General features: G+C 63.3%; 26 protein-coding genes. 14 read left to right on the forward strand and 12 right to left on the reverse strand.

Annotated features, from left to right (window positions below; genetic code table 11):
- Positions 1–59: 59 nt before the first annotated feature.
- From O7A60_RS22420 to O7A60_RS22430, 3 genes are all read left to right on the forward strand, one after another.
- Positions 60–1,577, forward strand: coding sequence for a S10 family peptidase (locus O7A60_RS22420; RefSeq protein WP_337108041.1), 1,518 nt, complete (start codon positions 60–62; stop codon positions 1,575–1,577).
- A 180-nt stretch (positions 1,578–1,757) separates the two neighbouring features.
- Positions 1,758–2,864: an agmatine deiminase gene (aguA, locus tag O7A60_RS22425; protein ID WP_337108042.1), complete on the forward strand. Its 1,107-nt coding sequence runs from the start codon at positions 1,758–1,760 to the stop codon at positions 2,862–2,864.
- A 75-nt stretch (positions 2,865–2,939) separates the two neighbouring features.
- Positions 2,940–4,043 (forward strand): polyamine ABC transporter substrate-binding protein, encoded by a 1,104-nt coding sequence (locus tag O7A60_RS22430; protein WP_337108043.1) that lies wholly within the window; start codon positions 2,940–2,942, stop codon positions 4,041–4,043.
- A 19-nt stretch (positions 4,044–4,062) separates the two neighbouring features.
- Here the strand turns inward: O7A60_RS22430 and O7A60_RS22435 are convergent, their stop codons facing one another.
- On the reverse strand, positions 4,063–4,296 hold the full coding sequence (locus O7A60_RS22435; protein ID WP_337108044.1) for a response regulator transcription factor: 234 nt from the start codon (positions 4,294–4,296) through the stop codon (positions 4,063–4,065).
- Positions 4,297–4,298: 2 nt separating this feature from the next.
- Here O7A60_RS22435 and O7A60_RS22440 point away from each other — a divergent pair, with 2 nt between their 5' ends.
- Positions 4,299–4,832 carry a hypothetical protein gene (locus tag O7A60_RS22440; protein ID WP_337108045.1) on the forward strand — a complete coding sequence of 178 codons (534 nt, stop codon included), beginning with the start codon at positions 4,299–4,301 and terminating at the stop codon, positions 4,830–4,832.
- Positions 4,833–4,935: 103 nt separating this feature from the next.
- Here the strand turns inward: O7A60_RS22440 and O7A60_RS22445 are convergent, their stop codons facing one another.
- Both O7A60_RS22445 and O7A60_RS22450 read right to left on the reverse strand, forming a co-directional pair.
- Entirely contained in the window at positions 4,936–5,784 is an 849-nt protein-coding gene (locus O7A60_RS22445) for a glutathione S-transferase family protein (RefSeq protein ID WP_337108046.1), read from the reverse strand.
- 26 nt (positions 5,785–5,810) lie between these two features.
- Entirely contained in the window at positions 5,811–6,392 is a 582-nt protein-coding gene (locus O7A60_RS22450; protein WP_337108047.1) for a VOC family protein, read from the reverse strand.
- Between the two features lie 336 nt (positions 6,393–6,728).
- On the opposite strand from O7A60_RS22450, the gene O7A60_RS22455 reads away from it, so the two are divergent.
- Complete coding sequence (locus tag O7A60_RS22455) at positions 6,729–7,616, forward strand: DMT family transporter (RefSeq protein ID WP_337108048.1); 888 nt, start codon at positions 6,729–6,731, stop codon at positions 7,614–7,616.
- A 55-nt stretch (positions 7,617–7,671) separates the two neighbouring features.
- Complete coding sequence (locus O7A60_RS22460) at positions 7,672–8,580, forward strand: DMT family transporter (protein WP_337108049.1); 909 nt, start codon at positions 7,672–7,674, stop codon at positions 8,578–8,580.
- A 204-nt stretch (positions 8,581–8,784) separates the two neighbouring features.
- On the opposite strand, the gene O7A60_RS22465 is transcribed toward O7A60_RS22460, so the two are convergent.
- On the reverse strand, positions 8,785–9,648 hold the full coding sequence (locus O7A60_RS22465) for a LysR substrate-binding domain-containing protein (protein ID WP_337108050.1): 864 nt from the start codon (positions 9,646–9,648) through the stop codon (positions 8,785–8,787).
- 111 nt (positions 9,649–9,759) lie between these two features.
- Here O7A60_RS22465 and O7A60_RS22470 point away from each other — a divergent pair, with 111 nt between their 5' ends.
- From O7A60_RS22470 to O7A60_RS22485, 4 genes are all read left to right on the forward strand, one after another.
- Positions 9,760–10,167 (forward strand): tautomerase family protein, encoded by a 408-nt coding sequence (locus tag O7A60_RS22470; protein ID WP_337108051.1) that lies wholly within the window; start codon positions 9,760–9,762, stop codon positions 10,165–10,167.
- 103 nt (positions 10,168–10,270) lie between these two features.
- Positions 10,271–12,493 (forward strand): AMP-binding protein, encoded by a 2,223-nt coding sequence (locus O7A60_RS22475; RefSeq protein WP_337108052.1) that lies wholly within the window; start codon positions 10,271–10,273, stop codon positions 12,491–12,493.
- Between the two features lie 204 nt (positions 12,494–12,697).
- Positions 12,698–13,495 carry an SDR family oxidoreductase gene (locus O7A60_RS22480; protein ID WP_337108053.1) on the forward strand — a complete coding sequence of 266 codons (798 nt, stop codon included), beginning with the start codon at positions 12,698–12,700 and terminating at the stop codon, positions 13,493–13,495.
- Between the two features lie 78 nt (positions 13,496–13,573).
- A complete protein-coding gene (locus O7A60_RS22485; RefSeq protein WP_337108054.1) occupies positions 13,574–14,167 on the forward strand; it encodes a TetR/AcrR family transcriptional regulator in 594 nt (197 codons plus the stop codon).
- On the opposite strand, the gene O7A60_RS22490 is transcribed toward O7A60_RS22485, so the two are convergent.
- The 3 genes from O7A60_RS22490 to O7A60_RS22500 form a co-directional block, all read right to left on the reverse strand.
- Positions 14,164–14,982, reverse strand: coding sequence for a CDP-alcohol phosphatidyltransferase family protein (locus O7A60_RS22490; protein WP_337108055.1), 819 nt, complete (start codon positions 14,980–14,982; stop codon positions 14,164–14,166). The genes O7A60_RS22485 and O7A60_RS22490 overlap by 4 nt on opposite strands.
- A 2-nt stretch (positions 14,983–14,984) precedes the next feature.
- Positions 14,985–15,683, reverse strand: a complete 699-nt coding sequence (locus O7A60_RS22495) for a phosphatidylserine decarboxylase (RefSeq protein WP_337108056.1) — start codon at positions 15,681–15,683, stop codon at positions 14,985–14,987.
- A gap of 171 nt (positions 15,684–15,854) precedes the next feature.
- Positions 15,855–17,126 (reverse strand): DMP19 family protein, encoded by a 1,272-nt coding sequence (locus O7A60_RS22500; RefSeq protein ID WP_337108057.1) that lies wholly within the window; start codon positions 17,124–17,126, stop codon positions 15,855–15,857.
- A gap of 226 nt (positions 17,127–17,352) precedes the next feature.
- Between O7A60_RS22500 and O7A60_RS22505 the strand changes: the two genes are divergently transcribed.
- Positions 17,353–18,219: an SMP-30/gluconolactonase/LRE family protein gene (locus tag O7A60_RS22505; RefSeq protein ID WP_337108058.1), complete on the forward strand. Its 867-nt coding sequence runs from the start codon at positions 17,353–17,355 to the stop codon at positions 18,217–18,219.
- On the opposite strand, the gene O7A60_RS22510 is transcribed toward O7A60_RS22505, so the two are convergent.
- The 4 genes from O7A60_RS22510 to O7A60_RS22525 form a co-directional block, all read right to left on the reverse strand.
- Entirely contained in the window at positions 18,216–18,569 is a 354-nt protein-coding gene (locus tag O7A60_RS22510) for an antibiotic biosynthesis monooxygenase family protein (RefSeq protein WP_337108059.1), read from the reverse strand. The two genes, O7A60_RS22505 and O7A60_RS22510, sit on opposite strands and share 4 nt — an antisense overlap.
- A gap of 90 nt (positions 18,570–18,659) precedes the next feature.
- Positions 18,660–20,543 (reverse strand): ABCB family ABC transporter ATP-binding protein/permease, encoded by a 1,884-nt coding sequence (locus O7A60_RS22515; RefSeq protein WP_337108060.1) that lies wholly within the window; start codon positions 20,541–20,543, stop codon positions 18,660–18,662.
- A gap of 25 nt (positions 20,544–20,568) precedes the next feature.
- The gene (locus tag O7A60_RS22520; RefSeq protein ID WP_415926844.1) at positions 20,569–20,916 is read right to left on the reverse strand and encodes an ArsR/SmtB family transcription factor; all 348 of its coding nucleotides are present in this window, start codon (positions 20,914–20,916) and stop codon (positions 20,569–20,571) included.
- Between the two features lie 77 nt (positions 20,917–20,993).
- On the reverse strand, positions 20,994–22,472 hold the full coding sequence (locus O7A60_RS22525; RefSeq protein ID WP_337108061.1) for a LysM peptidoglycan-binding domain-containing protein: 1,479 nt from the start codon (positions 22,470–22,472) through the stop codon (positions 20,994–20,996).
- Positions 22,473–22,598: 126 nt separating this feature from the next.
- Between O7A60_RS22525 and O7A60_RS22530 the strand changes: the two genes are divergently transcribed.
- On the forward strand, positions 22,599–23,210 hold the full coding sequence (locus O7A60_RS22530) for an LOG family protein (RefSeq protein WP_337108062.1): 612 nt from the start codon (positions 22,599–22,601) through the stop codon (positions 23,208–23,210).
- Positions 23,211–23,286: 76 nt separating this feature from the next.
- Here O7A60_RS22530 and O7A60_RS22535 read toward each other — a convergent pair whose 3' ends face one another.
- Positions 23,287–24,195 carry a LysR substrate-binding domain-containing protein gene (locus O7A60_RS22535; protein WP_337108063.1) on the reverse strand — a complete coding sequence of 303 codons (909 nt, stop codon included), beginning with the start codon at positions 24,193–24,195 and terminating at the stop codon, positions 23,287–23,289.
- Between the two features lie 119 nt (positions 24,196–24,314).
- Here O7A60_RS22535 and O7A60_RS22540 point away from each other — a divergent pair, with 119 nt between their 5' ends.
- Together O7A60_RS22540 and O7A60_RS22545 are read left to right on the forward strand one after the other, a co-directional pair.
- Positions 24,315–24,605 (forward strand): muconolactone Delta-isomerase family protein, encoded by a 291-nt coding sequence (locus O7A60_RS22540; protein ID WP_027144154.1) that lies wholly within the window; start codon positions 24,315–24,317, stop codon positions 24,603–24,605.
- 159 nt (positions 24,606–24,764) lie between these two features.
- Entirely contained in the window at positions 24,765–25,547 is a 783-nt protein-coding gene (locus O7A60_RS22545; RefSeq protein WP_337108064.1) for a glucose 1-dehydrogenase, read from the forward strand.
- The last annotated feature ends 117 nt before the right edge of the window (positions 25,548–25,664 follow it).

The raw sequence follows: 25,664 nt of genomic DNA on the forward strand, positions 1-25,664 counted from the left end.
CCCTTTGACTTCATTCGCCTCGGCCATACCTATGCGGGTGTCGTTCCCGCGGAGGCCTCATGCGTTCCAAGCTGAAACTCGTCCCCCTTGTCCTCTTCATGCTTGCCGGCTTCGCGCAGCCTCTCCCGGCTGAAACGCCAGAGCGGCCGGCGCCCGCGGGCGGCGTGCTGTCGCTGCTGCCGCCGCCCGCGATCACCGACCATTCGATCAGCATTGGCGGGCGCAGTCTGCAGTACCAGGCAAAGGCCGGGACGCTCCCGCTGCTCTCCGGCAAGGGCGAGGTCACAGCGGAAATCTTCTATGTTGCCTATACGCTGAAACCGCGGGAGAGCGTCGCGACGGAAGCACCGCGGCCGATCACCTTCGTGTTCAACGGCGGCCCGGGCGCCGCATCAGCCTATCTGCATCTCGGCGCGCTCGGACCGCGCATCGTGGCGACCGGAGCCGACGGGGAATTCCTCCCTTCGCCGCAAAAGCTCGTCGATAATTCCGACAGCTGGCTCGACATGACCGACCTCGTCTTCGTCGACCCGGTGGGAACCGGCTACAGTCGCGAGGCTCCTGGCCAGGACACGCACGACTTCTGGGGCGTCAGCCAGGACGCCAGTTCGATCGGCGCCTTTATCCGGCTCTATCTCGCCCAAAACGGCCGCACGGGATCCCCGCTGTTCCTCGCCGGTGAGAGCTATGGCGGGTTCCGGGCGGCACTGCTTGCCAGGACGCTGCAGGAAGATATCGGCATCAGCCCGAGCGGCATCGTGCTGATCTCACCGGCGCTGGAATTCACCCTGGTGCAGCCCGACGAATTCGAGCCGCTGCATTGGGCTCTCGAACTACCCTCCCTCGCGGCGGTCCGCTTGCGCAGTGAAGGTGTCAACGGCGATACACTGCGGAAAACGCTCGCCGAGGTCGAGCATTATGCACTTGGCGAGTACCTCACCGCGCTCACCAGCGGGCTGGAGCAAGGCGGGCGGCTGGCGAGCGATCGCGTGGCCGAGATCACCGGCCTGCCACCCGATCTCGTTCACCGCAACTTCGCCCGCGTCCCGACCTCGCTCTTCGCAAGGGAGTTTGCCCGTGCCACGGGCAAGGTGCTCAGCCCCTATGACGGCATGATCGCGACGGCGGACATCGCTCCCCAGAGCGCCCGCATCGCCGGTCCCGATCCGGTGCTGGACCGCAGTGTGCCGGCGCTGACCTCGGCCTTTGTCGGTTACGCGCGCGACGAACTGAACTTTCGCACCGATGTCAGCTACCGCTTGTTGAATGGCGATGTCAGCCACAACTGGGACTATGGCACGAGCGCCTCGCGCCAGGGCTATGCCGGTGTGATGGACGATTTGCAGCGGGCGCGCTCCCTGAATCCCGCGCTGGGCGTCGTCATCGTCAATGGCTACACCGATCTCGTCACTCCTTATCTGGCGTCGCGTTATCTGGTCGGCCAGATCCCGTCGCTCGCCGGCGCCAGGCCGATCCGCCTCGACGTCGTTGAAGGTGGGCACATGATGTATCTCAAGCCGGACGGCCGGCGCGCGCTGAAAGAGGCCGCTTCGGAACTTTACCAGGCGACGCAGTAAACGACAGAGACATCGAACTTACGGGCAACCAAGGCCCGGCACCAATGGTGCTCGCCCCAGCCGAACGCAGGCCAGTGGCTAGCGCAGTGATCAAGGTATCCCAAATGGGACATTGACGGACAAGGCCCTAAAACCGTCTGATCCGGAAAAGTTTCGTCGTACCATTTTCCGGTATCCACAATGTCACATACGCTCTCGACCACACCGAGACAGGATGGTTTTCGCGCCCCTGGCGAATTCGAACCCAAATCAGGCTGTTGGCTGATCTGGCCAGAACGGCCGGACACATGGCGTCTGGGTGCCAAGCCCGCGCAGAAGCTGTTCGCCAATGTCGCGGCGGCGATCGCACAAAGCGAGCCGGTGACCGTGGCGGCATCCAGCCGCCAGTGGCAGAACGCCAGAGTGCGATTGCCTGCCGACGTGCGCGTCGTGGAAATGTCCACCAACGATTCCTGGCTGCGCGACAGCGGCCCCAATTTCGTCGTCAACGACCAAGGCAGTGTTCGCGGCGTCGATTGGATCTTCAACGCCTATGGCGGTTTCGACGGCGGCCTCTACTCGCCATGGGATTTGGACGACCTCGCGGCGCAAAAAGTCCTCGAGGTTGAGAGGATGGACCGCTACCGCGCGCCGCTGGTCGCGGAGGGCGGCGGGCTGCAATGCGATGGCAAGGGAACGCTCATCACGACCGAGCAGTGCCTGCTCAATCGCAATCGTAATGCCCATCTCGGCAAGGCTAAGGTGGAACAGCAGCTTGGCGACTATCTCGGCGTCGACAAAATCATCTGGCTGCCGCGCGGTTTTGCCTTCGACGAGACGGATGGACATGTCGACGACCTCTGCTGCTTCGTGCGCCCTGGCGTGGTCGCGCTAAGCTGGACCGAAGACCGGGACGACCCGCAATATGAGATCGTGCGCGAAGCCGAGGAGGTGCTGCGTTCGGCCCGTGACGCGCGTGGCCGTGGTCTTGAGGTTCATCGGCTTCCTCACCCCCTGCCGATCGAAATGACGATGGAGGAGAGCGAGAGCGTGGACCGGGTCGATTCGACCTGGGCACGGCCGGCCGGCAACCGGATCGCGGCGAGTTACATCAACTATTATCCAGGCAACAGCGTCGTGGTCGTGCCTGAGTTCGGCTGCGATCTCGACCGGACCGCAAAGCAACAACTGGCCACGCTGTTTCCCGACCACAAGGTGGTCGGCATCGAGAACTCCCGCGAAATCCTGCTCGGCGGCGGCAACGTCGCCTGTATCACCTTACCGGTTTACGCGCCGCAACGGCGTTGAGCGGCAAGGGTGCCGACAGTGAAATTGGAACGGTGCACACCGCATCGGCCCGCCACCAGCGAAAGAAGGACACCCATGCGCTCTCTGCTCCTCCCAGTCCTGACTGCCGCGCTTGCCTGCGGCATCTGCTTCGGCGTTGCCCGGGCGGACGATGAGAAGGTCGTCAACGTCTACAACTGGTCCGACTATATCGCGCCGGACACGGCTGAAAAATTCGAGAAGGAGACAGGCATCAAGGTCCGCTACGATGTCTATGACGGCAACGAGGTCCTTGAAACGAAACTGCTCACCGGCGGCTCGGGATATGACGTGGTCTATCCCTCGGCCTTTCCATTCCTGAAAAACCAGGTGAAGGCTGGCGTTTTCCTGCAGCTCGACAGATCGAAGCTTTCAAACCACTCGAAGATCGATCCGCAAGCCTTGTCGCTGATCGCGGGCGCGGATCCGCAGAACCTGCACGCCGTGCCTTACATGGCCGTCACGGACGGCATCGGCTACAATGTTGCTGCCATCAAGCAACGGATGCCGGACGCGCCGACAGATTCCTTCGCCATGGTCTTCGACGCCGACGTCGTCAAGAAATTCTCCGATTGCGGCGTCGCCATGATCGATGCCCCGGCGGAGATCATTCCGATGGCTATGAACCACCTGCACATCGACCCGAGGTCGACCAGTCCGGACGACCTCGCCAAGGTCGAAGAGCTGATGGGCAAAGTGCGGCCCTATATCCGTTACTTCCACTCGTCGAAATACATCAACGATCTGGCGAATGGCGACATCTGTGTCGTGCTGGGCTGGTCGGGCGACATATTGCAGGCCAAGACCCGTGCGGCCGAATCCGCCAAGAAGCGGGAAATTGCCTATTCCATTCCCAGGGAAGGCACGCTGATAAACTTCGACACGATGGCGGTGCCGAAGGATGCGCCGCATTCGGAGAATGCCGAGGCCTGGATCGATTTCAATTTGCGGCCCGATATCGCAGCGGCCAATTCGAGTTATGTTTCCTACGCCAATGCGATCCCGGAATCCCTGCCGCTGATGGATCAGGCTGTCGCCAAGGATCCCGGCGTTTTCCCGCCCGACGACGTAAAAGCCAAGCTGTTCGTGGTCGAGAACAACGACGCAAAGTTGCTGCGACTGCAGAACCGCATGTGGACACGCGTCGTGACGGGGCAGTGAAGCTGGCGAAACGAAGCCGTCAGTCGCGCGGGGCCTCCCAGCCGGCGGCCAGCAACTCGACCTGCGAGTGCACACCGAGCTTGCGGTAGACCTGCTTGATGTGGTTGCGCACGGTGCCGGGTGAAATCGACAGGTTTCGGGAAATCGTCTTGGCGCTGCCGCCCTCGATCAGGAGCCGTGCGATCTGCCTTTCCCGGGCGCTGAGGTGCGACCCTGCGGCTTCGATTGCGGCCCCTTGTCCCGAAGACGGCACAAATGAAGCAGCCTTTGCAGAACAAGCTTTGTGGCGCTGCTCGCCGCGCCGGCCACCGCCAGATCATGCTCGCCAAAACGCGGCGCGCCATCGCGGCGCAGAAAGGTCACATAGCCGGCGGTCAGTCCGTCGAGGTTGAACACGCCGGTTATTTCATCGAAGCTGCCGGAAGGCCCGTAGAATTCGCGATAATACGGCGTGCGCTGGAAATCGCCGTGGCTGAGAGCCGACAACGGCAGCAGGAAATCCTGTCTGGTGCTGGCGAACCTCTGGAAGAAGGGATCCTGGCGATAGATGCGCGCATCATAGTCACGGTTCCAGCGATCGGGACCGGCATCGTCGATGGTCAGGGACGTTATATCGCGACGATAAAAGCCGACGTAGACACGATCCGAGCCAAGCAGCACGCTTGCCGCCGCGCTGAAGCGGGCCGACAAGTCTTCGGGCGTTGCCGCCAGGGCCGCGGCGGCCACGCCACCGCTCCAGCGTCCAAGCCGGTCGAGAGAAAAATTCGCCTGCATCCGCGCCCAGATTAACGCAAGCCCCGCCAACTTCAAGCTGGCGGGGAACCACGACGCCACCGGTGAAACCAGTCCTGCGGCCGCCTCCGCGGATCATCGCCCCATCGACTGGTTGGAATCACGCCTGGGCTTGCGACCTCACATGGGCGATGTAGCCGCGCACGTCGCCGGCCGGGCCGGCATAGGCCTTACCGAGCTTCTTCTCCATTGCCGCCATGTATTCCTTCGCCCATTTGGGCAGGTCGTAGTCGATGACGGCGAGGAACTCGAGGGTCGCCGCAAGGCGGATGTCGGCGATCGACGGGCTCTTGCCGCCGATGAACGGCTTGCCGTCGCGGAAGAAGGAGTGGAAGACCTCGAGCGGTTCGGCAATGGCGGCGACCGCGGCCTTCTGCGCCTCCGATTTCCTGTCCGGGTGGGCGTCGCTGTGCCCGACCTCGCCGGCATATTGCGGGAAGCCGAGCGCCGGATAGGTGGCGCGCGCCACATAGGGATAGAGCGTGCCGATCAGATAGAACATGGCGCTGTCTATCATCGCCCGCTTGGCTGGCGCCTTGGGATAGAATTTCTCCAGTCCATGTTTGTTGGAAAGATATTGCATGATGGCGCAGCTCTCCCAAAGCACGCCGCGCGGCAGGCCCTTGTCCTCGATCATCGGCGTCAGATGGGCCGGATTGCGCGCCATGTATTCCGGCGAGCGCGTGTGCCCCCACGCATCGGCTTCCGCATGGTCGAGCCCGGCAGCGCGGGCAAAGACGCGAACGGTCATGTTGTTGACGCTCGGCTTCAGCATGCTGATTGTCAGTGTTGGTTTCTTTGCCGGTTTCGCCTTGGCCTTGCCGGAGGCTGCCTTTGACGCCGTCTTGGCCGCGGGTTTGGCCGCTGCTTTTGCTGCCGGCTTCGCTGCGGCTTTTGACGCTGGCTTGGCCGCCGGTTTCCTTGCGCTCTTCGTCACTGTCTTTGCCACGTATTCCTCCCTTGCCTGTTCAGCCTTCAATATGGATTTTTGGGTGCCCGGTCGGCCGACAATGTCGCGCGAGCGCGTTCCACCAGCGCCTGGATGGCGTCAGCCAGATGCACTTCGGCGATGTTGTAGTCGCCGCGCGCGACACGAAGCTTATGCGCCTCCATCAGCACGTCGGCATGGGTGAAGCCGGCAGGCGGCTCGAAACGGTAGGAGGCCAGCTCGATCAGCAGGCCGAGCGGATCCTCGAAATAGATCGAATCCATGAAGCCGCGATCCTTGACGCCGCTGTGCTTGATGGCGCGCTCGTCGAGCCGGGCGACCGCCTGCAGGAAGGTGACGCGCGACACCGCAAAGGCGATGTGATGAACGCAGCCCGGATCGGTCGGCGTGCGGCGCTTCACAGCCGTCCGGGTCTCGTCGGTGAAGATGGTGATCAGCCGGCCGTCGCCCGGATCGAAATACAGGTGGCTTTCGGTCGGCTTGTCGAGGTTGGGCTGCTCGAAGATGAAAGGCATGCCCAGTACACCTTCCCAGAAATCGATCGAGGTCTGGCGGCCGGCACCGACCAGCGTGATGTGATGGACGCCTTGCGACTGCAGTTTCTGCATCGGCCCTCTCCCCAAAATCCGCTCTGTCAGAGGCGGCCCGTCAGGCCGGACCTGCGCATGCTACGTCCGGCATGGGCTGAGCGCCAATTCCCTGTCCGTTCCCCGGCGTTCCGCGCGCCTGCCCTTCGGCCCCCGCTTTATGAGACGATGCTAAACCAATCAGTCGTGCCGCGCCAGAAGCGGCATCCGGGACAGGCTGTATTTAGCGCTGCCTTCCCCTGCCCCAAACGCAAGCACTGCGCTGGAGCAGCGCCGTGCGGGATTTCGCCAGTATAGCTGGCAGGTGCGGAGCCGACAGGGGCTGGAGCCGCCTTCACTCAAGCAGGCGCACGCCTTATGGCCGATATCGCCATTCTCGATACACGCGAAAGGGTTCTCGCCGGCATCTTTTTGACCGGCGCCGCCTACTTGCTGTTTTCGACGCAGGATGCCTCGATCAAGCTGCTGGTTACCAGCATGAGCGTCTGGCAGATCATATTCTTCCGCAGCATCACCATTCTCGGCGCCTGCGCGGCCATAGGCGGGCAGCAGCTGTTCGCCGATACAGTGCGCTCGCGGATCGTGCGGCCGATGCTGGTTCGCAGTGCCTTCACGCTTGCCGCATGGCTTTGTTATTACAATGCGGCCCGCAGCCTGCAACTCGCCGAACTGACCACCGTCTATTACGCGGCCCCGATCATCGTCACCGTGCTTTCGGTGGTCCTGCTCGGCGAAAAGGTGCCTGTCCTGCGCTGGCTGGCGGTTCTGATCGGCTTTGCCGGTGTCTTTGTCGCCTGCGATCCCGCCCATCTCGGCCTTTCGGTACCCGTGTTGCTGGTGCTGACGGCTGCCTGCCTGTGGGGCATCGCCATCGTGCTCCTGCGCAAGACGGCACTTGCCGAGCGCTCTATGATCCAGCTCCTCCTCAACAATTTCTATTTCCTGGTGTTTTCGGCGGTGCCGGCTTTGTTGTGGTGGCATACGCCGGACCCGACGCAATTGCTGCTTCTTGCCAGCGTCGGTGCACTCGGCGGCCTGGCGCAATATCTTCTCTTCGAAGGCATGAAGCGCTCGCCGGCATCGATCCTGGCGCCACTCGAATACACCTCACTGTTGTGGGCGTTCGCGCTCGGCTTCGCGATCTGGGGCGACGTGCCACGCCGCGAGGTTTTTCTGGGTGCTGCCCTTATCGTCGCCGCCGGCCTGCTGATCGTCGGCGGCGAGCACTTCCGCAAGCGGCTTTGATGTTCATTGTTGCTGACGTTACGATGTCAGTATGGAGTGGCGTAGTCTTGCGGCCATGACTGATATGACAGCCACCACCGACACTGGCACCGAGCGCACGCTTGGTATCATACTGGTGTCGTCCTCGGCGGCCGTATTCGGGCTGACCGGTGTGCTGACCAAGTCGATCCATGCCGATCCGCTGACGATCACCTGCTGGCGCGGCTTTGTCGGCGCGATTCTGATCAGCCTCTACGTGCTGTGGCGCCGCCTCCGTGCCGGCAACCGCGAACCGCTGCGGCTTGGCTGGCGCGGCTGGCTGCTGGCGGTGGAAGGCGCGCTGGCCAGCATCGCCTTCATATCGGCTTTCAAGTTCACTTTCGTCGCTAATGTCGCGGTCATCTACGCGACGTCGCCCTTCATTGCCGCCGTGCTGGCCTGGATGCTGGTGCGCGAGCCTTTCCGCCTGCGGACGATGGTGGCGGCGGCCGTGTCGCTGTGCGGGGTCGCCATCATGGTGTGGTCGGGTTTCGGCGCCGGCAACCTGTTCGGCGACGGGCTGGCGCTGCTGATGACGGCCGGCAGCGCGCTTTACATGATCATGGTGCGCGCGTTCCGCGACACGCCCGTGGTGTGGGCCGGCGCGGTTTCGGCCTTCCTTTTGTTCATACTTGGCTGGTTCGTTACCGATCCCCTGGCGGTCTCAGCAAAGGACGCGGTTCTGCTTGCCACATTCGGCGCGTCCTTCGCGCTGGCTTCCATCCTGTGGACGGAAGGCTCGCGGCTTATCCCGGCGCCTGAATCCGGCCTGCTCGGCTCGGCGGAAGTGCCGTTCGCGATCTTGTTTGCATTTCTGTTCCTGGCCGAAATACCGCCGGTGGCCAGCATGGTCGGCGGCGCGATCGTGCTCTGCGCGGTCTTTGCCCACGCCGGCTGCGACTGGCTGATGGCACGCTCCCGGCAAGCGTCGTCAAATATTTCCTAAAAAATTTCGGAAGTCACGGAACCATCACCGTGCTCGGACATTATTGATGCGACGGGCCACCCCCCAAGTCCCCCCAAACCCCTCGGCCCGTCTCACTCCCAAGCCGACCGCAAGGTCGGCTTTTTCTTTGCAATAGACCGGCCCGACCGAAAGGTCGGCTTTTTCTTGCCAACAGGCTGATGACGGAATGTGGCCTCGTTGAATTCAACCAGGCGATCCGGAGCGAGCCAGGTTGGCACCCAGCAACGCCGCCAGATCGCTCGCGGACACATCGGCGCCGGCGCGCAGCCGGATCGCGAACTCAGCCATCGGCACCCGCGGCAGGCCAAGCTCGCGCGGTGCTTCGACAATGCCGGAATGGGCAAAGCGAGGGGTTCGCAAGGTCAGCGCCAAGCCGGCATTCACCGCGGTACGCAGGCCGGCCAGGCTGGCGCTGCCGGCAGCGATGCGGTAGCGGCGGCCGGCGGCATCGAGCGCGGCGAGTGCCGCCTCGCGAAACCCGCAATAGGGGTCAAGCAGCGCCAGCGGCAATTCTTCCTGCCGCGAGGCCAGCCCCTTGCTCGAACACAGCCATATCATCCGCTCACGCAAGACCCCGACCTCGTCTGGCGCTGCGGCCTGGCGCATGACGATCGCCAGATCGAGGCTGCCGGCCTGCAGCGCCTGCGCCAGTTCGGCGGAGCGGCCGACACGCAGTTCGATCCTGACGCGCGGATGGCTGGAGGCGAAGGCACGCAGCAGGTCCGGCAGGCCGCTATCGGCGAAATCCTGTGTCGTGCCGATAGCGACACGCCCGGCAGCGCGTGCGCCTTTCAGCGCCAGCCACGCCTCGCGATGCACAGCGAGAATGCGCCTGGCATGGCCGACGAGGTCCTCGCCTGCCGGGGTCAGACCGCGACCTCTGCCCTGCGGCGCCAGAAGCGGCTCGCCGACAATCTCTTCCAGACGTTGCATCTGGGCCGTTACCGCGGACGGTGAGCGGCCAACATTGGCCGCCGCCTGCGCCAGCGAACCGCTGTCGACGAACGCAAGGAAGGTTCTGAGCAGGTCGAGATCGAGTTTTTCCATAATTCGATATTATCGAATTATGAGTTGAAAACAATTCGATTTTTTTGATTCTAGAATGATGGCACGGTCTCTTCAACGGCGACCGACGCCGGTCAATCCAGGAGAAGAAAAATGCCCATCGTCAATGTCAGCGTCACCGGCAAGCCAGACGCCACCCTGTCCGCCGAGATCGCCAGGGAAATAACCAAAATCACCGCCGCGCATCTGCGCAAGGACCCGACGATCACCGCGGTGGCCGTGTCCTATCTCGATCCGCAGCACTGGTTCGCCGGCGGCAAGTCGCTCGCCGAGCACGGCACCAACACGTTCTGGCTCGACATCAAGGTGGTCGACGGCACCAACACCAAGCTCGAACTGGAAGCGTATCTCAAGGCGATCTTCGATGCCTTTGGCCGCCTGCTGGGCGGCGTGCACCAGGAAAGCTATGCTTTCGTGCACGAGGTTCCGGCAGCCGCCTACGGCTATGGCGGCAAGACGCAGGAGTTCCGTTTCATCAGCGGACGGCTGAAGCCGGCGTGAGGGCGCCCCTTCCGCATTGACCTTGCCCCGACTTCCGCTAGGCTCTGCTCCCGAAGCGGCCGTACAAGAGCCGCAATGACAAAATCGTTGGGAGAGACGCGGCATGGTCCTGACACTGGCGCTGCTTGCGGGTCTGGTTGTGGCCTGGCTGCTGATTGGCGTGATGGAGAAATTCCGCCTCGGCCTGCGCTTCACCCAGGCGCTGCTCTACGTGCCGTTCAAGCTCGCCTACCGGATCAGCGACAATCGCATCAGGCTCGCCCGCAGGGCGCAGGTGCCGGTCATCTATGTCATCTCGCACCAGTCGCGCTTCGAGCCGGCGCTGATGCTGTCGCTGCTGCCCGACGACACGCTGCACATACTTGACGAGGTGTCGGCGCGCTCGCCCTGGCTCGAGCCATGGCGCGAACTCGGCCGCACCATTGCCTTCAACGCCGAACATGTCTTCGTCAGCCGCCGGCTGGTACGCGTGCTGAAGGGCAAGGGCCGGCTGGCCGTCTATCTGCCGGACGCGGTCGAGCCCGACGTCAAGACGTTTCGGCTGTTTCGCGCCGTCACCCGCATCGCCATGCAGGCCGACGCCCGCATCGTGCCGATCTTCGTCGCTGGCGCACGCAACCTGCTGGTCTCGCTGACGCCTAAGGACAAGGCACCCCGTCACTGGTTCCCACGGCTGTCGATCAGTGTTCTGGAGCCGATGACGATCACCGAACTGGTGGCGCGCAATCCGGACCAGGCCTCGAACACCAATGCGCTGTTCGACCGGGTTGCCGAAGCCCGGCTTTTCGGCACCGACCTCGACCGAGGCCTGTTCCTGGCCATGCGCGATGCCGCTGATCGTGTCGGCGCCTCGCACACCATCATCGAAGATGTCATCTCGGGGGCCCTGAGCTACCGCAAGATGTTCATCGGCGCCCGCGTGCTGGGCAGGCGGTTCGAGGCTGTGACGGCGCCGGGAGAGGCTGTTGGACTGATGCTGCCCAATGCCAACGGTGTCGTGCTGTCGTTCGTCGGCCTTCTCTCGGCGAGCCGGGTGGCGGCGATGATCAATTACACGGCCGGGCCGGCAAGCGTCACCGCAGCGGTGCGCACGGCCGTCATCCGCACCGTTATTTCTTCGCGTGCTTTCGTCGAGAAGGCCGATCTCGCCGATATCGTCGCCGCGGTCGAAAAGGGCGGCGCCAGGCTGCTGTGGCTGGAAGATGTACACCAGAGCGTCACCGCGCTGGACAAGCTTGCAGCCGCCTTGCTGTGGCGCCTGCCGCTGCAGCGACAGAATGCGGCCAAGCCGGGCGTGATCCTGTTCACCTCGGGTTCGGAAGGCACGCCGAAGGCGGTCGTCCTGTCGCAGAAGAACCTTTTCGCCAATGCCATGCAGGCCGAGGCGCGGATCACCATCTCGCCGGCGGACATCCTGCTCAACGTGCTGCCGGTGTTCCATTCGTTCGGCCTGACGGGCGGCACCATTCTGCCGCTGGTAACCGGGGTGAAGCTGTTCCTCTATCCCTCGCCTCTCCACTACAAGATCATCCCCGAGATTGCGCGCAAGGTGAAACCGACCATCATGTTCGGCACCGATACGTTCCTCGCCAACTATGCCCGCACCGCCAAGGACGGAGATTTTTCCAGCCTGCGCTTCGTCGTCGCCGGCGCCGAGGCGGTGAAGCAGGATACCCGCCGCGTCTATCGCGAACGCTTCCAGGCCGAGATCATCGAAGGTTTCGGGCTGACCGAGGCGGCGCCCGTGGTTGCCGTCAACACTGCGATCCACGGCCGCGACGGCACGGTCGGGCGGCTGCTGCCGGCCATGCGCATGAAGCTGGAGCCGGTCGAAGGCATCGATGATGCCGGCCAGTTGTGGCTCGACGGGCCGAACATGATGATGGGCTACATGACCGCGGACCGACCCGGCGAGCTACAGCCGCTGAGCGGCTGGCACGACACCGGCGACATCGTCGCCGTCGACCGCGAAGGCTTCATCACCATTCGCGGCCGCGCCAAGCGCTTCGCCAAGATCGCCGGCGAGATGGTGTCGCTGGGCGCGGTCGAGATGCTGGTGCAGTCGCTTTGGCCGGAAGAACGCCATGCGGCGGTAGCGGTGCCGGACAAGAGGCGCGGCGAGCGCATCGTGCTGGTCACCACCGCAGACGAGGCAAGCGCCGAGGAGCTGCGACAGTTCGGCAAAAAGGCCGGAGCGGCCGAACTGATGGTGCCAAACGACATCGTCAAGGTCGAAGAAATTCCGGTGCTCGGTTCGGGCAAGACCGATTATGTATCGACCAGGAAGCTGGCGATCGACCGGCTGGGGCTTGGCGTGGCGGCTTAGAGCCGTTCAGTGTTTGATACAATCGCTGAATAAACTACTCCTTTCGAGATGGCCCGACCCAGGATTGCGCCGTCGTGCCGCAGCGATTCAGATGGACAAATCGCAGGTGAGAGAGTATTCACTCCCAACGGAAAGAGACGCTGAGCATGCCTGTTTCCAGCCAGCGCGACATGACACCTCCTTTGCACGGCAAGGAGATCCTGAATGGCAAAAATCCTCGTCACCGGCGGCACCGGACATCTCGGACGCGATCTCGTGCCGGCACTGACCGCGTCCGGGCACGCCGTCAGGTTGCTGGCCAGGAAAGCCGGGCTGGACCGCTCCGTGGAATGGGCGCTCGGCGATCTCGCAACGGGCGAAGGCATCGATGAAGCCCTTGGTGGCATCGATACGGTCATTCATGCGGCGACGCTGTCGCCGATCGCCCGGCGCGGTATGCGGCCGATCGATTTCTTCTCCAGTCCGTCGGATGTCGACGTCGAAGGCACGCGGCGGCTGCTTGCCGCATCGCAACGCGCCGATGTCTCGCATTTCATTTTCGTGTCGATCGTCGGCCTCGACTTCAGCACCCTGCCCTATAGCCGCGTGAAGCTGGCCGGCGAGCAGCTTGTGCGAACGTCGCCACTTTCGTGGTCGGTCATCCGCGCGACGCCATTCTTTTACCTTCTGGCGCAGATGCTGGCCGGGCTGCGATGGCTGCCGGTCTGGCCGCTGCCGACCTCGCCATCAAATCCCGTCGACACGCGCGACGTCGCCAGCTATCTGGTCCAGGCTGTCGATGGGGAACGCGGCGTCCGCCCGCAGATCGGCGGACCCGAGGTGATGCCGTTCTCGACATTCGCTAGACAGTACCGCGATGCGCTCAGGCTGCGGCGTCTCATTCTGCCGTTGCCAGTCAGTCAAAAGATAAGCCTTGGCCTGGGTCTGGTTGAAACCAGCGAGCGGCTGGGAGAAAGAACATGGAAGGCATGGCTTTCCGAGCAGGGTGGAAGCGCGCGGTGAGCGAGCCCTGATTTCGCACCGGGATGGTATTGTCGAGCGCTAACCCCCGCCGCCAGGATCGGGTGAACAGGAATAGCCATGAAGCCGACATCCGCAGGACGCGAGCGCATTTTACGCGAAGCCATCCGCCTGTTCGCCGAGCGCGGCTATGACCGGACCAGCGTTCCCGAAATTCAGGAGGCCGCCGGCCTGTCGCGCGGCTCGGGTGCGCTCTACAAGCACTTTCCCTCGAAGGAAGCGCTGCTTGCCGCGGCTATCGACCGGTTTGTTGGAACGGCACGGGAGGGACGGGCCGAACTGGGCGAACAGGTGCTTCCTGCCGATCAGGGGGCACGGCGGATCGTGGAGGGTATGCTGGAAAAACTCGGCGCGAATCGCGACATGCTCAGAATCCTGTGGCGCGATCTCGAGCACTTCCCGGAATTGAAAGCCTCGGCGCGTGGCGAGATCATGCAGAGCACCTACCACACAGTCGCCGAATGGCTGCGGGAGCGCCAGCGCCAAGGCGAACTGCGCCCCCATGACAGCGACGCGGTCGCCGCCGCCATCGTCGGCAGCGTCGCCATGTTCCGCGTCTTCGAAGCGATCTGGACCGAGCGCTCGATCGAGGTCAGCGACGAACGCTTCGCGTCCGCCTGGACCGATTTGCTGATCCGGGGCCTGCGGCCCTAACCTATATCCGAAGGCGGCACCTTCTCGCCTTCCAGCTTGGCGCGCTTGGAGTAGGCGCGCACGGAAAACGGCAGGAAGATCAGGTAGCCCCCGACCGATGCCGTCAGCGTGTACCAGGGATAGGTCATCAGCAGGAGGACGTATAGGACGACGGCGAGGATGACCGGCAGCACCCTGTCGCCAGGGATCTTGACGTTCTTGCCGGAATAAACCGGCAACCGGCTGACCAGCAGGAAGGCGACCAGGATGGTGAAGCCGGTGGCGACGAAGGCGGCCGGCCGGCTGGGCTCAACCCCAAGGCGAAGGAAATAGAGGTAGAGCGGCAGCATCACCAGCACGGCACCCGCCGGCGCCGGCACACCGACGAAATATTCGGTCTGCCATATCGGGCGCTCGGCTTTCTCGTCGTCGAGCACGTTGAAACGCGCCAGCCGCAACCCACAGGCGATCGCAAACAGCAGTGCCGCGATCCAGCCCGGCGAGCCGGCACGGTCGAGCAGGAAGGCATAGAGCACCAGTGCTGGCGCGACACCGAAATTGACGATGTCGGCCAGCGAATCCATCTGCGCGCCGAATTTGGAGGTCGCCTTCAGCATCCGCGCCAAGCGGCCATCTATTCCGTCGAGGAAAGCAGCCAGCAGCACCATCACCACCGCCGGCTCGAAACGCCCCTCGAAGCCGAAGCGGATGCCGGACAGGCCGGCGCAGATGGCGAGCACGGTGACCAGGTTGGGCAACACCATGCGCATCGGGATCTCGCGGATGCGCGGACCGCCGCTGGCATGGGCTTCGAATTTTTTATACTGCGTGCCCACCGTCAGGAAATCCGCACGAGGGGCGTGCCGGCGACGCCGCCGAACTCGGCCAGCACGGTTTCGCCGCCGACCGCCGTCTGGCCAACGGCAACGCGCGGCGTGGCGGTCAAAGGCAGGAATACGTCGACGCGCGAGCCGAAACGGATCAGGCCGAAACGCTCGCCGGTGCCGATCGAAGCGCCGGCCTCGGTCCAGCAGACAATGCGGCGCGCCACCAGGCCGGCGATCTGGACTGCCGCCACCGTGCCGTTGGGGCTCTCGATGACAAGGCCGTTGCGCTCGTTTTCGGTGCTCGCCTTGTCCAGTTCGGCATTGAGGAACTTTCCGGGCCGATGTTCAATCTTGGTGATGCGGCCGCGAACCGGAGAGCGGTTCACGTGGCAGGAAAAGACATTCATGAACACGGAGATGCGGGTCATCTCGACATTGCCGAGGCCAAGCTCGCGCGGTGGCACGGCCGGCCCGACCGCCGAGATTATGCCATCGGCGGGGCTCACCACCAGGCGGTCGTCGACAGGCGTGACGCGCTCGGGGTCGCGGAAGAAATAGACGCACCAGGCGGTCAGGATCAGGCCGATCCAGAACAGGATCGAGGAGAAATAGCCGAGGAAGAGCGTCGCCGCGCCAAAGGCCGCGATGAAGGGATAACCTTCGCGATGGATCGGTACGAACGCGTTCTTGACCGTGTCGACAAGGCTCATGGGGCGGTCCCTGTTTCAGGTCCGGCCTCAATAGCGGAAACACCCCCTGCCCGCAACGCGACAATGGGCGGCGCGGGTTTGTCTTCAGCTTCCGCCGCGATGGCGAGGCGCGCTGGCCGTCGAGCAGAGCGGCATCGGCAAGAACGATCGCGCAGAGCCGCCACAAACAATCTATTCGCCGGCTGCTACCGTGAGGTCAAAATACTCCTCAAGCTCATTTCGATCAGCCTCTGCCAGACTTTCCTCGTTATCGCCGCGGAGCAGCACACCACGCTCCGGATACGACTGGAAGAGAAAAGCGTGACCACCAGCCATTACCACCCAATTCACAACCGGCCCTTCCTCGCGCTGGGCAACGGAATTCGCCGATACGACAGCCTTCATCGGATCGAGCCCAATCTTTCGCAACAGGAGATCGACGGCAACCGGCGCGTGGTACTTCTCCGCCAGCTCAATCAATCTTGCCACCAATTGCCCGTCCACCTGCCCGAGCCTGCGGCCAACACGAGGCGCGCCGGCCGCTAATATATTTTCACCTGGGCGAGCAATCGACGGTGTTTCGGGAGCTCCGCATTCATAAACAGCCGCATGGCTTTCCGTAGCCACGCACAGGCGAGGCTCATTCGCATTGGTCAGCAGTTGAAAAACCAGTTGCTTCTCGCCATCGACATCCAACATCCTCGCCATGCCAATCGATAACTTGACTTCGGGTGGCGCTGCATTGGCGCAAGCGAGACCTACGCCAACATGGCGCTTGCTGATCATCTGGCCAACGAGTTCGGCGACCGACCGGTGGAGAAGCCGAGATTCGCGACGGGGATTGGCCATTGCCAACTGAAGTATGGCTTCATCGCAGACCTCGTCTTCCACAACTCGGAGGTCGGGCCATGACACGATCCAGCGCGCCAGCAGGTCTTGCATCGGCGAAGCTTCGTCGGCGACGTAGAAGGCATCGTCAAGTGTATCGAGAAAATCGGCGCGGCCACCCTCGAAGCCAGTCTGTTCCTCGGCCTCGTCAGGGTGTTCGGAGACCCAGGTGGACATCTTTTCAAGAGTCGCCAACTGCCCTTTTGCTCCAATGGCCGTGAGACCGGCACGAGCGTTTGCAACCATAGTGTCGAACGCCCCGCCGGCATTATGAATGAATTGACTATGGCCGCCGTTCGCTATCTCCGCCGAATACAAATCAGCATGGGAGACCTGCATCGCCTTCGGGTTGAGCTCCGATTTGCGGTAGAGCCCCTCCGAAACAATGCTGTGGATGAATTTCTGGACAGCAAAAACGATTTCAAAAGGCTTTTCGTTCGCCTGATCCACAGTCGACCGAGGCACGATCACCGGCAACAAGGACTCGGCTCGCGATGCATGCGCCGCAGCGGGAGATTGAACTCCTGAGGGAATTTTGGGACTTCTCTTGGATTTTCGCGAGAAGAAGCCAAACATCCAAAAATTTTCCTAGGTGCCAAGAGTAAGTTTATTGTGATGAAACAATATCAGCAGCACAAGGGATAATGGACCTAAAGCCTGATCCATCGCACTTCGCCATAGAAAGTGAGTGGGCAGCATTCCGGTGCATAAAAATTGCCGTGATCATGTCGGGACATTCGTCCCTTACTCGTCCTTGGGAGGCGACGTCCGGTACGACTGTCGCGCAACAAGGAGTCTCGCCATGCAGAACCAATCTCCTCCCGCAGCGCGTGTCGTGGTTGACGGTCTCGCCTTCGGCGAATCGCCGCGTTGGCATGACGGACGCCTTTGGGTCTGCAACTGGGGCACCGGCGAGATCATTGCCGTCGATGCGCACGGCAACAGCGAGGTCATGCTCAGGGTTCCGGCTGTCCTGCCCTACTCCATCGACTGGCTGCCGGATGGTCGTCTGCTGGTTGTCTCAGGCCGCGAGGGCCTGCTGTTGCGGCAGGAAGCCGATGGCTCGCTCGTCACTCATGCGGCTCTGCGCGGCCTGTCGAAAAGGCCGTGGAACGAGATCGTCGTCGATGGGCGGGGCAACATCTATGTCAATGGCGGCGGGCCGGCTCCGGCGGCGGGCCAGCATTTCGGCCCCGGCACCATCGTCTTGGTCACACGGGATGGAAAGGTCAGGCAAGTGGCGGACGCTATCGCCTTCGCCAACGGCATGGCTGTGACCCCTGACAACAAGACGCTGATCATCGCCGAATCCCATGCCAACAGGCTGACCGCTTTCGACATTGCCTCCGACGGCTCCTTGTCCAACCGACGCATCTGGGCCGATCTCGATGGATACCCCGACGGCATCTGCCTCGATGCCGAGGGGGCGGTCTGGTATGCCGACGTTCCCAACAAGCACTGCGTGCGGGTGCGCGAAGGCGGTGACGTCTTGCAGACCGTTACCGCCGATCGCGGCTGTTTTGCCTGCATGCTGGGCGGTGCGGGCAGGAAAACGCTGTTCATCACCGCTGCCGAGTGGCGCGGCTTCGAGCATATGACAAGCGACGCCCGCACCGGCCAGGTGCTCGGCATTGAAGCGCCGGCACCGGGCGTGGGCTGGCCAGGCTAGAGTCCAGGCACGCGCTGATAGTTGGCGATATCAGCCCGAACTCCGAGCCGGGCGATCGTCTCCTGCGGGTTGAAGGCTATGCGCTCGTGCGCCGCCTTGACGATCGGCACGACCTTGTCGACGGCAGCCTGGCTTTCCCATTCGACGATGGTGACGAGGTTGAACTCGCCCGGTCCGGAGAATTGCTCAAGCAGGAAGTCCTGGACGAAGCCTTGCTGCAGACGCAGCAACTCATGCGTCATCTTCACCTTTGTGAGGATCTCGTCGCGGGCATCGGCGGGTACGACGAACTTGTCGACCCTGAACACGCTGCCGCCATTAACGTTCTGATTCGTAAAGCTGATGTTCATTTGATTGCGTCCTCGAGGATGCTGTTTTTCGGCTCTCGGGCGACGGTCTACAATCTCAACTTAGGTTGAGGTCAAGTGGCTTTTTGTGAGCTACGACATCTCCGACGTGCGCCTGCGCACGACGACACCCAGTTCGTCGCTTTCGCGGGCAATGCGCAGCCGCTCCTCGGCTTCGGTCGCCTCGCGCTGGCGGTCCCACATCGAGGCGTAGAGGCCGTGCTTTCGCATCAGCTCGACATGCGTGCCGCGCTCGGCGATCTGGCCGTCCTTGAGCACGATGATCTCGTCGGCCGAAATCACGGTCGACAGGCGGTGGGCGATGACGATGGTGGTGCGGCCCTTGCTGACCAGGTCGAGCGCGGTCTGGATCTCCTGCTCGGTGTGGCTGTCGAGCGCCGAAGTGGCTTCGTCGAGCATCAGGATCGGCGGGGCCTTCAGGATGGTGCGGGCGATCGCCACGCGTTGCTTCTCGCCACCGGAAAGCTTCAGCCCGCGCTCGCCGACCATCGACTTGTAGCCGTCGGGCAGCTTCTCGATGAACGGTCCGATCTGGGCGAGTTCGGCGGCCTTGCGCACCTCCTCCTCACTGGCGCTGACACGGCCATAACGGATGTTATAGGCGATAGTGTCGTTGAACAGCACCGTGTCCTGCGGCACCATGCCGAGCACCGCGCGCAGGCTGTCCTGCGTCACATCCTTGATATCCTGGCCGTCGATCAACACCTGGCCACCCTGTACGTCATAGAAGCGGAACAGCAACCGCGAGATGGTCGACTTGCCCGCGCCCGACGGCCCGACAATGGCAACCGTCTTGCCGGCCGGGACTTCGAAGGAGACGCCTTTCAGGATCTTGCGGTTCGGATCATAGGAAAAGTGGACGTCGCGGAACTCGACCTTGCCGGCGCTGACGGCCAGCGGCTTGGCGTTGGGCTTGTCGACGATCTCCTGCGGCACGTCGAGCAGGTCGAACATGTGCTCGATGTCGGTCAACCCTTGCCGGATTTCGCGGTAGATGAAGCCGATGAAGTTGAGCGGCACCGAAAGCTGCACCAGCATGGCATTGATGAAAACGAAATCGCCGACGCTCTGGGTGCCGGCCTGCACCTCCAGCGCCGACATGCACATGACGATGACCGTACCGACGCCGAAGATGAAGCCCTGGCCAAAGTTCAGCCAGCCGAGCGAGGTCCAGGTCTTGGTGGCGGCGATCTCGTAACGAGCCATCGAGCGGTCGAAGCGCTCGGCCTCCATGCGCTCATTGGTGAAATACTTGACCGTCTCGAAATTGAGCAGCGAGTCGATCGCCTTGGTGTTGGCGTCGGTGTCGCTGTCGTTCATGTCGCGGCGGATCGAGATGCGCCAGTCGCTCGCCTTGACCGTGAACCAGACGTAGACGCAGACGGTGATCGCCACGACGGCCACATATTTCCAGCCATAAGTGAAGCCGAATATGCCGGCGGTCAGCGCGAATTCGAGGATCGTCGGCGCCGTGTTGAGCATGATGAAGCGCACGATCGTCTCGATGCCCTTGGTGCCGCGCTCGATGATGCGCGACAGGCCGCCGGTGCGGCGCTCCAGGTGGAAGCGCAACGACAGCTGATGCATGTGCACGAAGGTGCGGAAGGCAAGCTGACGCACCGCATGCTGGCCGACGCGGGCAAACAGCGCGTCGCGCAGCTGGTTGAAGCCGAGCTGGACGAGCCTCAGCACATTGTAGGCAACGACCAGCATCACCGGGGCGAGCATGAACGACGGCAGCGGCGGGGGCGTTTTGAAGCCGCCTGCCAGCGCATCGGTTGCCCATTTAAAGAAATAGGGACCGGCGACAAGCGTCACCTTGGCCACGACCAGCAGCAGCGTCGCCCAGGTCACCCGTGCCCTCAGGTCGGCGCGGTCGGCCGGCCACATATAGGGCCAGAGGTTGCGCAATGTCGCGAGTGTCGAGGTGTCGGCGGAGACGGTTTTTTCGGCCACTTTTCTTGCCTTTTGGGTGAGAGGGTCAGCGGCCGGAGCAGCAGGAATTGATGAGTGCGCCCAGCGATGCCGATACGTCGGTAAGTGCCGCGCGATTGACCGCATAGCGCGATCGTTGACAGTCGGGCTCGAACCGGACGAGGCCGGCCTCGACCAAGATTTTCAGATGCTGTGAGATGGTCGACTGCGCCAGATCGAAATGATCGACGACCTCACGGCAGCAGCAGGAATTGCTGGCGGACAGATGCTTCAGTATCTCGATCCGGGCCGGATGCGAAAGCGCTGCGAACCGGGCCGCGACAACGCGACTGTCCGGCATGCGGCCGGACAGTGCCGAGACGGCGTGGTCTGGTATGGGGAAGCACTCTGTCATCGTTCATCGGCGATAGACGATGAACGATGACAGGGCAAGCTAGGCCGATGGGTAGATCGCCGGAATTGCCGGTCTCCCTACTCCGTCTTCGTCGCGGTGGTCGCCTGTTCACCCATCGCCTTGAAGTCGGCGGCTTCGCCTTCCTTCGACTTTTCCGGGACTTTGAACACCTGCCCCGGCCAGATGCGGTTCGGATTCCTGATCTGGTCCTGGTTGGCGAGGTATATGGTGGAGTAGCGCGTGCCGTGACCATAGACCCGCCGTGAAATCCGCCACAGTGTATCGTTGCGACGAATGATGACCGCGCCGTCGGCATGTTCGAGCTTGGGCGACACGATTTCGGGCACTTCGCTTGGCGGCGTGGCTGCCGCGATGGCGGCCGGAGCCCCGGTGGCCGGTGCGGTCTCCGCTGGAGCAGCGGCGGCAACAGCAGGCGCCGGAGCGGCTGGTGCTTCCGCGGCAGCAGGTGCAGCGGGCTTGGTCTCGGCGGGGGCAACAGCTGCGACCGCCTCGCCCGGCTCGCGGTCGAAGGGCACGGCGGCGCGAGCCACCACCTTCGCGCCGTCGGCATCGAGGCCGTCGACATGAATGGTGTAATTGCCGACCGGAATGTCGCGCGTCGCCTCGACCAGGAAATGGCCGTCCGACGAGGTCTGTGCGTCGCCGAGCAGAATGTCGTTGGCGTAGGCGCGCACCTTGCGGCCCGGATCGGCGAGACCGGCGACAAAGATCTTGTTGCCTTCGATCTCGACCGCCTCGACGACGATCTTGGGTTCGGCCACAGCCGCCGCGGGCGCGGCCGGCGCCGCCGGATCGGGTTTTGCTTCAACCACGGCTGGCGCGGTCGCCGCCGGCGCGGCGGTCGCTGGAGCGACCGTCGCGGGCGCTTCAGCAGCCGGAGCGGCGGCCTGGTCGCCGGTTGCCGGCGCAGGCTTTGTCTCGGGCGCCGGGACCGTCAGCAGTTCGGCCGGCTTGCCTGGCTCCTCGACCATAGCCAGCACCTGGCCAGCCGCATTTGCGGGCACCGAGACCACGGCGGTCTGCGTCGAGGCGGTCACGACCGTGCCGACCGTCGAGCGCAAGGCGATTGTATAGTCGCCGGGCTTCAGCGGATCATCGAGCACGATGACAAAGGCGCCATCCGGACCAGCCACCGTCGAGCCGATCACCATCGTGCCATTGAGGATTTCGACCTTCGAGTTGGGCGCCGCGTTGCCGGCAATGACGATCGAGCCGTTGCCCTCGACGCGAACGACGTCGAAAGTCGGGGCGATCGGACCCGCCGTCGCGGGCGCCGCAGGCGCCGCCGCATCGGTTGCGGGTGCTGCCGGAGCTGTCGCCTGGGGTGCTGTGGCCGGAGCGGCCGGCCCCGCCGGAGCCGGCAGGCGCCCTTCCGTGGCCGGCTTCGGCGCCGCAGGCGGCGTCAAGGCCGCGACTTCCGCCGGCGGCGTTGGATGAAGATACGGGTCGAGCGCGCCCGATACATAGGCGGTTCCCGCGGCCGCGACGGTCCCACCCGCCGCGAACAGGAACGCCTTCAGTGGATTGATTGCCATATTTCCCTACCCCTTAGCCACCTAACGCCGGTCTAGCGTGTTTTGCCATGACCGACAAGAAAAAGCCCGGCCTTCTCAGCCCTTGGGGCTTGACCGCGCTTTCAGACCCAATCACCAATCATCGGCATGAACACGATTCGATCCGTCTGCGTCTATTGCGGCTCGTCTCCGGGCCGCGATGAAATCTATGCCAAGGCCGGTCACCTGCTTGGACGCTCAATTGCCAAGGCAGGACTGCGGCTGGTCTATGGCGGCGGCACCAAAGGCATCATGGGCGCCGTCGCCGAAGGCGCACTCAAGGCCGGCGGCAAGGTGACGGGCATCATTCCGCGCTTCCTCATCAACAAGGAAGCAACCGAAACCGCGCTTGACCGGCTCGACGAGTTGTTGATCACCGACAACATGCACGAGCGCAAACATAAGATGTTCGAGAAATCCGACGCCTTTGTGGCGCTGCCTGGTGGCATCGGCACAGTCGAGGAGATCGTCGAGATCATGACCTGGGCGCAACTTGGCCATCACCGCAAGCCGATCGTCTTCGGCAATGTGAACGGATTCTGGGATCCGATGACGGCGTTGCTTGACCACATGGCGGCGGAAGGCTTCATTCATACCGCGCAACGTGTGAAGCCGCTGGTCGTCAACGATCCCGAGGCTATCGTCGCCGCCATCATGGTGGCCGGGTCCTCGGTCGATGCACCGACGGAAGGCGTCCAGTCGGTGATCGACAAGATGTAGAGTCACGGGAGTAGGGCAGTAGGCTTGCAGTCTCCGGAGTGTAGACTTTTCCCTACTCCCCTACTCCCCTACTCCCCTACTCCCCTACTCCCCTACTCCCCTCCCTCCGGGCAGCCTCCCGCAGGTCAGTGATCACCACGCGCCGGTCCTGCCGCCGCCAGGCGAGGTGGATGGAAACCATGCGCCCGAACCATGGCATGTCGCGGAACAGGATCGAGGGCGGCGCGGCGGTGCGCAGGCTTGCCTGCACGGTGGCGAGACCAAGGCCGGCGCTCACAAGCCCGAGTGAGGTCAGCGGGTCCGCCGTCTCGTAAGCGATGTCGGGCGTAAAGCCAGCCTCTGCGCAAGCGGCCAGGAACTGGCCACGATTGGTGTCGTCGGGCTGGCGCACCACGGTGATCCAGACGCGGCCGTCGAGATGATGCGGCTGGATATCAGCCACATCGGCGAGCGGATCGTCTTCGGGAATGGCCAGCACCAGCGGCTCGTGGCGCAATGGCGTGCTGGCGATGTCAGGGTCCTCGGCCGCCGCGGGGGCATACACCAAACCAAGATCCAGCGACCGCTGCCGAAGCCCCTCCATCTGTGCGGCCGAGCGCATGCTTCTCAACTGCAGATGAAAATCCGGCCGGTCGCGGCGGAACTGGCGCAGCATGCCGGCGACAAGCCCGGCATGGACCGCGCCCTCGACATAGCCAATGGCAAGACGCCCAATGGAACCGCTGGCCAGATTGCGGCCAAGTTCCTCCAGTCGGCGCGCATTCGACAGCAAGGCACGGGCTTCGGTCAGGAAGGCGCGGCCCTCGGCATTGAGATGAACGCGCTGCTTTGCCCGCTCGAACAGGGGGACACCAAGCTGTTGCTCCAGCTGCATGATCTGCCGGCTGAGCGGCGATTGCGAGATATGCAGCAGTTCGGCGGCTCGACCGATATTGCCGGTTTCGGCGACGGTGACGAAATATCTGATCTGGCGCAGGTCGAACATTTTTAACTCCTCGACAGCAAGTCCTCTCAGGTCTCAACTTTAGCCTAATCAGTCTTGGACAGTCTGACCAGCCGGCGCGATATCTCCTGTCATCAACCGCTGACCACAGGAGACCCGAAATGCAGTTCCTTGCCCTTCTCACCCGCAACACGGAAAAGTTCGCCGACGCCGACTTCGCACCCCTTCTGCCTGGCGAGGCCGAGCAGCGCCGCACCCTCTATGCCGAAGGCGCGGTGCGCCAGATCTGGAATCGCGGTGACATTCCCGGCAGCGGCATGATGTTCGAAGCCGGCAGCGATGCCGATGTGCGCGGCCATCTCGCCACCTTGCCGCTGGTCAAGGCCGGCATGATGGACATTGCCGCGATCGTGCCGCTCAACCCCTATCCGGGGTTTGGGCCGAAACGCTGAGGCTGACGGCCGCGACAACTGAGGCCGTCAGCCAGGCGCCAGGGCGACAAAGCGCCTTGCATGTCATCAAGCCACGCGGCACGCTGGTGCTGACGCTTGCCGAGGTCAGACGAGCCTTCGCGCTGGCGGCGATAAATCGCAATCGATGAAGGTGCAAAATTGCATTCGACTGACTATCTCGGCCGCCTGTTCGGCCTCGAGGGCAAACATGCCTTCATCACCGGCGCCAGCCGCGGCCTGGGCTTGGCCTTCGCGGAAGCGCTTGCGAGCGCGGGCGCTCGCGTCACGATCGGCGGCCGCAAGGCCGACGATCTGAAAACGGCCGCAGACAGGCTGCGCGCCGCGGGCCATTCGATCGCTGAAGCGGTGATCGACGTGACCGACACCCAGTCGGTCGACCAGGCGATCGCAGCGGCGGAAACCGGCACCGCACCGATCGACATCCTGGTCAACAATGCCGGCATCCAGCGACGGGCGCCGCTGGAGACCTTTAGCGACGCCGACTGGGACGCGCTGATGGCCACCAACCTGGACGGCGTGTTCAAGGTGAGCCGGGCCGTCGTAAAGGGCATGATCGCCCGTCAAAGGGGGGCGATCATCAATGTCTCCTCGGTGCAGAGCGTGCTCGCGCGCCCCTCGATCGCGCCTTACGCGGCGAGCAAAGGCGCCATCACCATGCTGACCAAGTCGATGGCCGGCGAATGGGGCCAGCACGGTGTGCGCGTCAACGCCATCGCGCCGGGCTATTTCATGACCGAGCTCAACTCCGCGCTGGTCGCTGACGAGACATTCTCCGCCTGGCTGACCGGCCGCACACCGATGCGGCGCTGGGGCGAAGTGAGGGAACTCGCGGGGGCCGCCGTATTCCTGGCATCCGACGCCGCCAGCTTCGTGAGCGGACAGACGCTGCTGGTGGATGGCGCGATCACCAGCGTCCTGTAGGCGGCACGCCGTCACGAAACAGTCACACTAAATCGGGCATGCCATGCTAGGGCGTAGTGACGATTTAACTACCTGAGCCAGATAGCGATAGCGGCAAGTTTGACAAAGCCCATGAAG

Source organism: Mesorhizobium salmacidum (SeqCode), assembly GCF_037179605.1.
GTDB lineage: Bacteria > Pseudomonadota > Alphaproteobacteria > Rhizobiales > Rhizobiaceae > Mesorhizobium > Mesorhizobium salmacidum.

Bases quoted from the DNA above. Each gene is read 5' to 3' on its own strand.
- O7A60_RS22420 (WP_337108041.1), top strand. From the start codon at position 60: ATGCGTTCCAAGCTGAAACTCGTCCCCCTTGTCCTCTTCATGCTTGCC.
- aguA (WP_337108042.1), top strand. From the start codon at position 1,758: ATGTCACATACGCTCTCGACCACACCGAGACAGGATGGTTTTCGCGCC.
- O7A60_RS22430 (WP_337108043.1), top strand. From the start codon at position 2,940: ATGCGCTCTCTGCTCCTCCCAGTCCTGACTGCCGCGCTTGCCTGCGGC.
- O7A60_RS22440 (WP_337108045.1), top strand. From the start codon at position 4,299: ATGAAGCAGCCTTTGCAGAACAAGCTTTGTGGCGCTGCTCGCCGCGCC.
- O7A60_RS22450 (WP_337108047.1), bottom strand. From the start codon at position 6,392: ATGCAGAAACTGCAGTCGCAAGGCGTCCATCACATCACGCTGGTCGGT.
- O7A60_RS22455 (WP_337108048.1), top strand. From the start codon at position 6,729: ATGGCCGATATCGCCATTCTCGATACACGCGAAAGGGTTCTCGCCGGC.
- O7A60_RS22460 (WP_337108049.1), top strand. From the start codon at position 7,672: ATGACTGATATGACAGCCACCACCGACACTGGCACCGAGCGCACGCTT.
- O7A60_RS22465 (WP_337108050.1), bottom strand. From the start codon at position 9,648: ATGGAAAAACTCGATCTCGACCTGCTCAGAACCTTCCTTGCGTTCGTC.
- O7A60_RS22470 (WP_337108051.1), top strand. From the start codon at position 9,760: ATGCCCATCGTCAATGTCAGCGTCACCGGCAAGCCAGACGCCACCCTG.
- O7A60_RS22475 (WP_337108052.1), top strand. From the start codon at position 10,271: ATGGTCCTGACACTGGCGCTGCTTGCGGGTCTGGTTGTGGCCTGGCTG.
- O7A60_RS22480 (WP_337108053.1), top strand. From the start codon at position 12,698: ATGGCAAAAATCCTCGTCACCGGCGGCACCGGACATCTCGGACGCGAT.
- O7A60_RS22485 (WP_337108054.1), top strand. From the start codon at position 13,574: ATGAAGCCGACATCCGCAGGACGCGAGCGCATTTTACGCGAAGCCATC.
- O7A60_RS22495 (WP_337108056.1), bottom strand. From the start codon at position 15,683: ATGAGCCTTGTCGACACGGTCAAGAACGCGTTCGTACCGATCCATCGC.
- O7A60_RS22500 (WP_337108057.1), bottom strand. From the start codon at position 17,126: ATGTTTGGCTTCTTCTCGCGAAAATCCAAGAGAAGTCCCAAAATTCCC.
- O7A60_RS22505 (WP_337108058.1), top strand. From the start codon at position 17,353: ATGCAGAACCAATCTCCTCCCGCAGCGCGTGTCGTGGTTGACGGTCTC.
- O7A60_RS22510 (WP_337108059.1), bottom strand. From the start codon at position 18,569: ATGAACATCAGCTTTACGAATCAGAACGTTAATGGCGGCAGCGTGTTC.
- O7A60_RS22520 (WP_415926844.1), bottom strand. From the start codon at position 20,916: ATGACAGAGTGCTTCCCCATACCAGACCACGCCGTCTCGGCACTGTCC.
- O7A60_RS22525 (WP_337108061.1), bottom strand. From the start codon at position 22,472: ATGGCAATCAATCCACTGAAGGCGTTCCTGTTCGCGGCGGGTGGGACC.
- O7A60_RS22530 (WP_337108062.1), top strand. From the start codon at position 22,599: ATGAACACGATTCGATCCGTCTGCGTCTATTGCGGCTCGTCTCCGGGC.
- O7A60_RS22535 (WP_337108063.1), bottom strand. From the start codon at position 24,195: ATGTTCGACCTGCGCCAGATCAGATATTTCGTCACCGTCGCCGAAACC.
- O7A60_RS22540 (WP_027144154.1), top strand. From the start codon at position 24,315: ATGCAGTTCCTTGCCCTTCTCACCCGCAACACGGAAAAGTTCGCCGAC.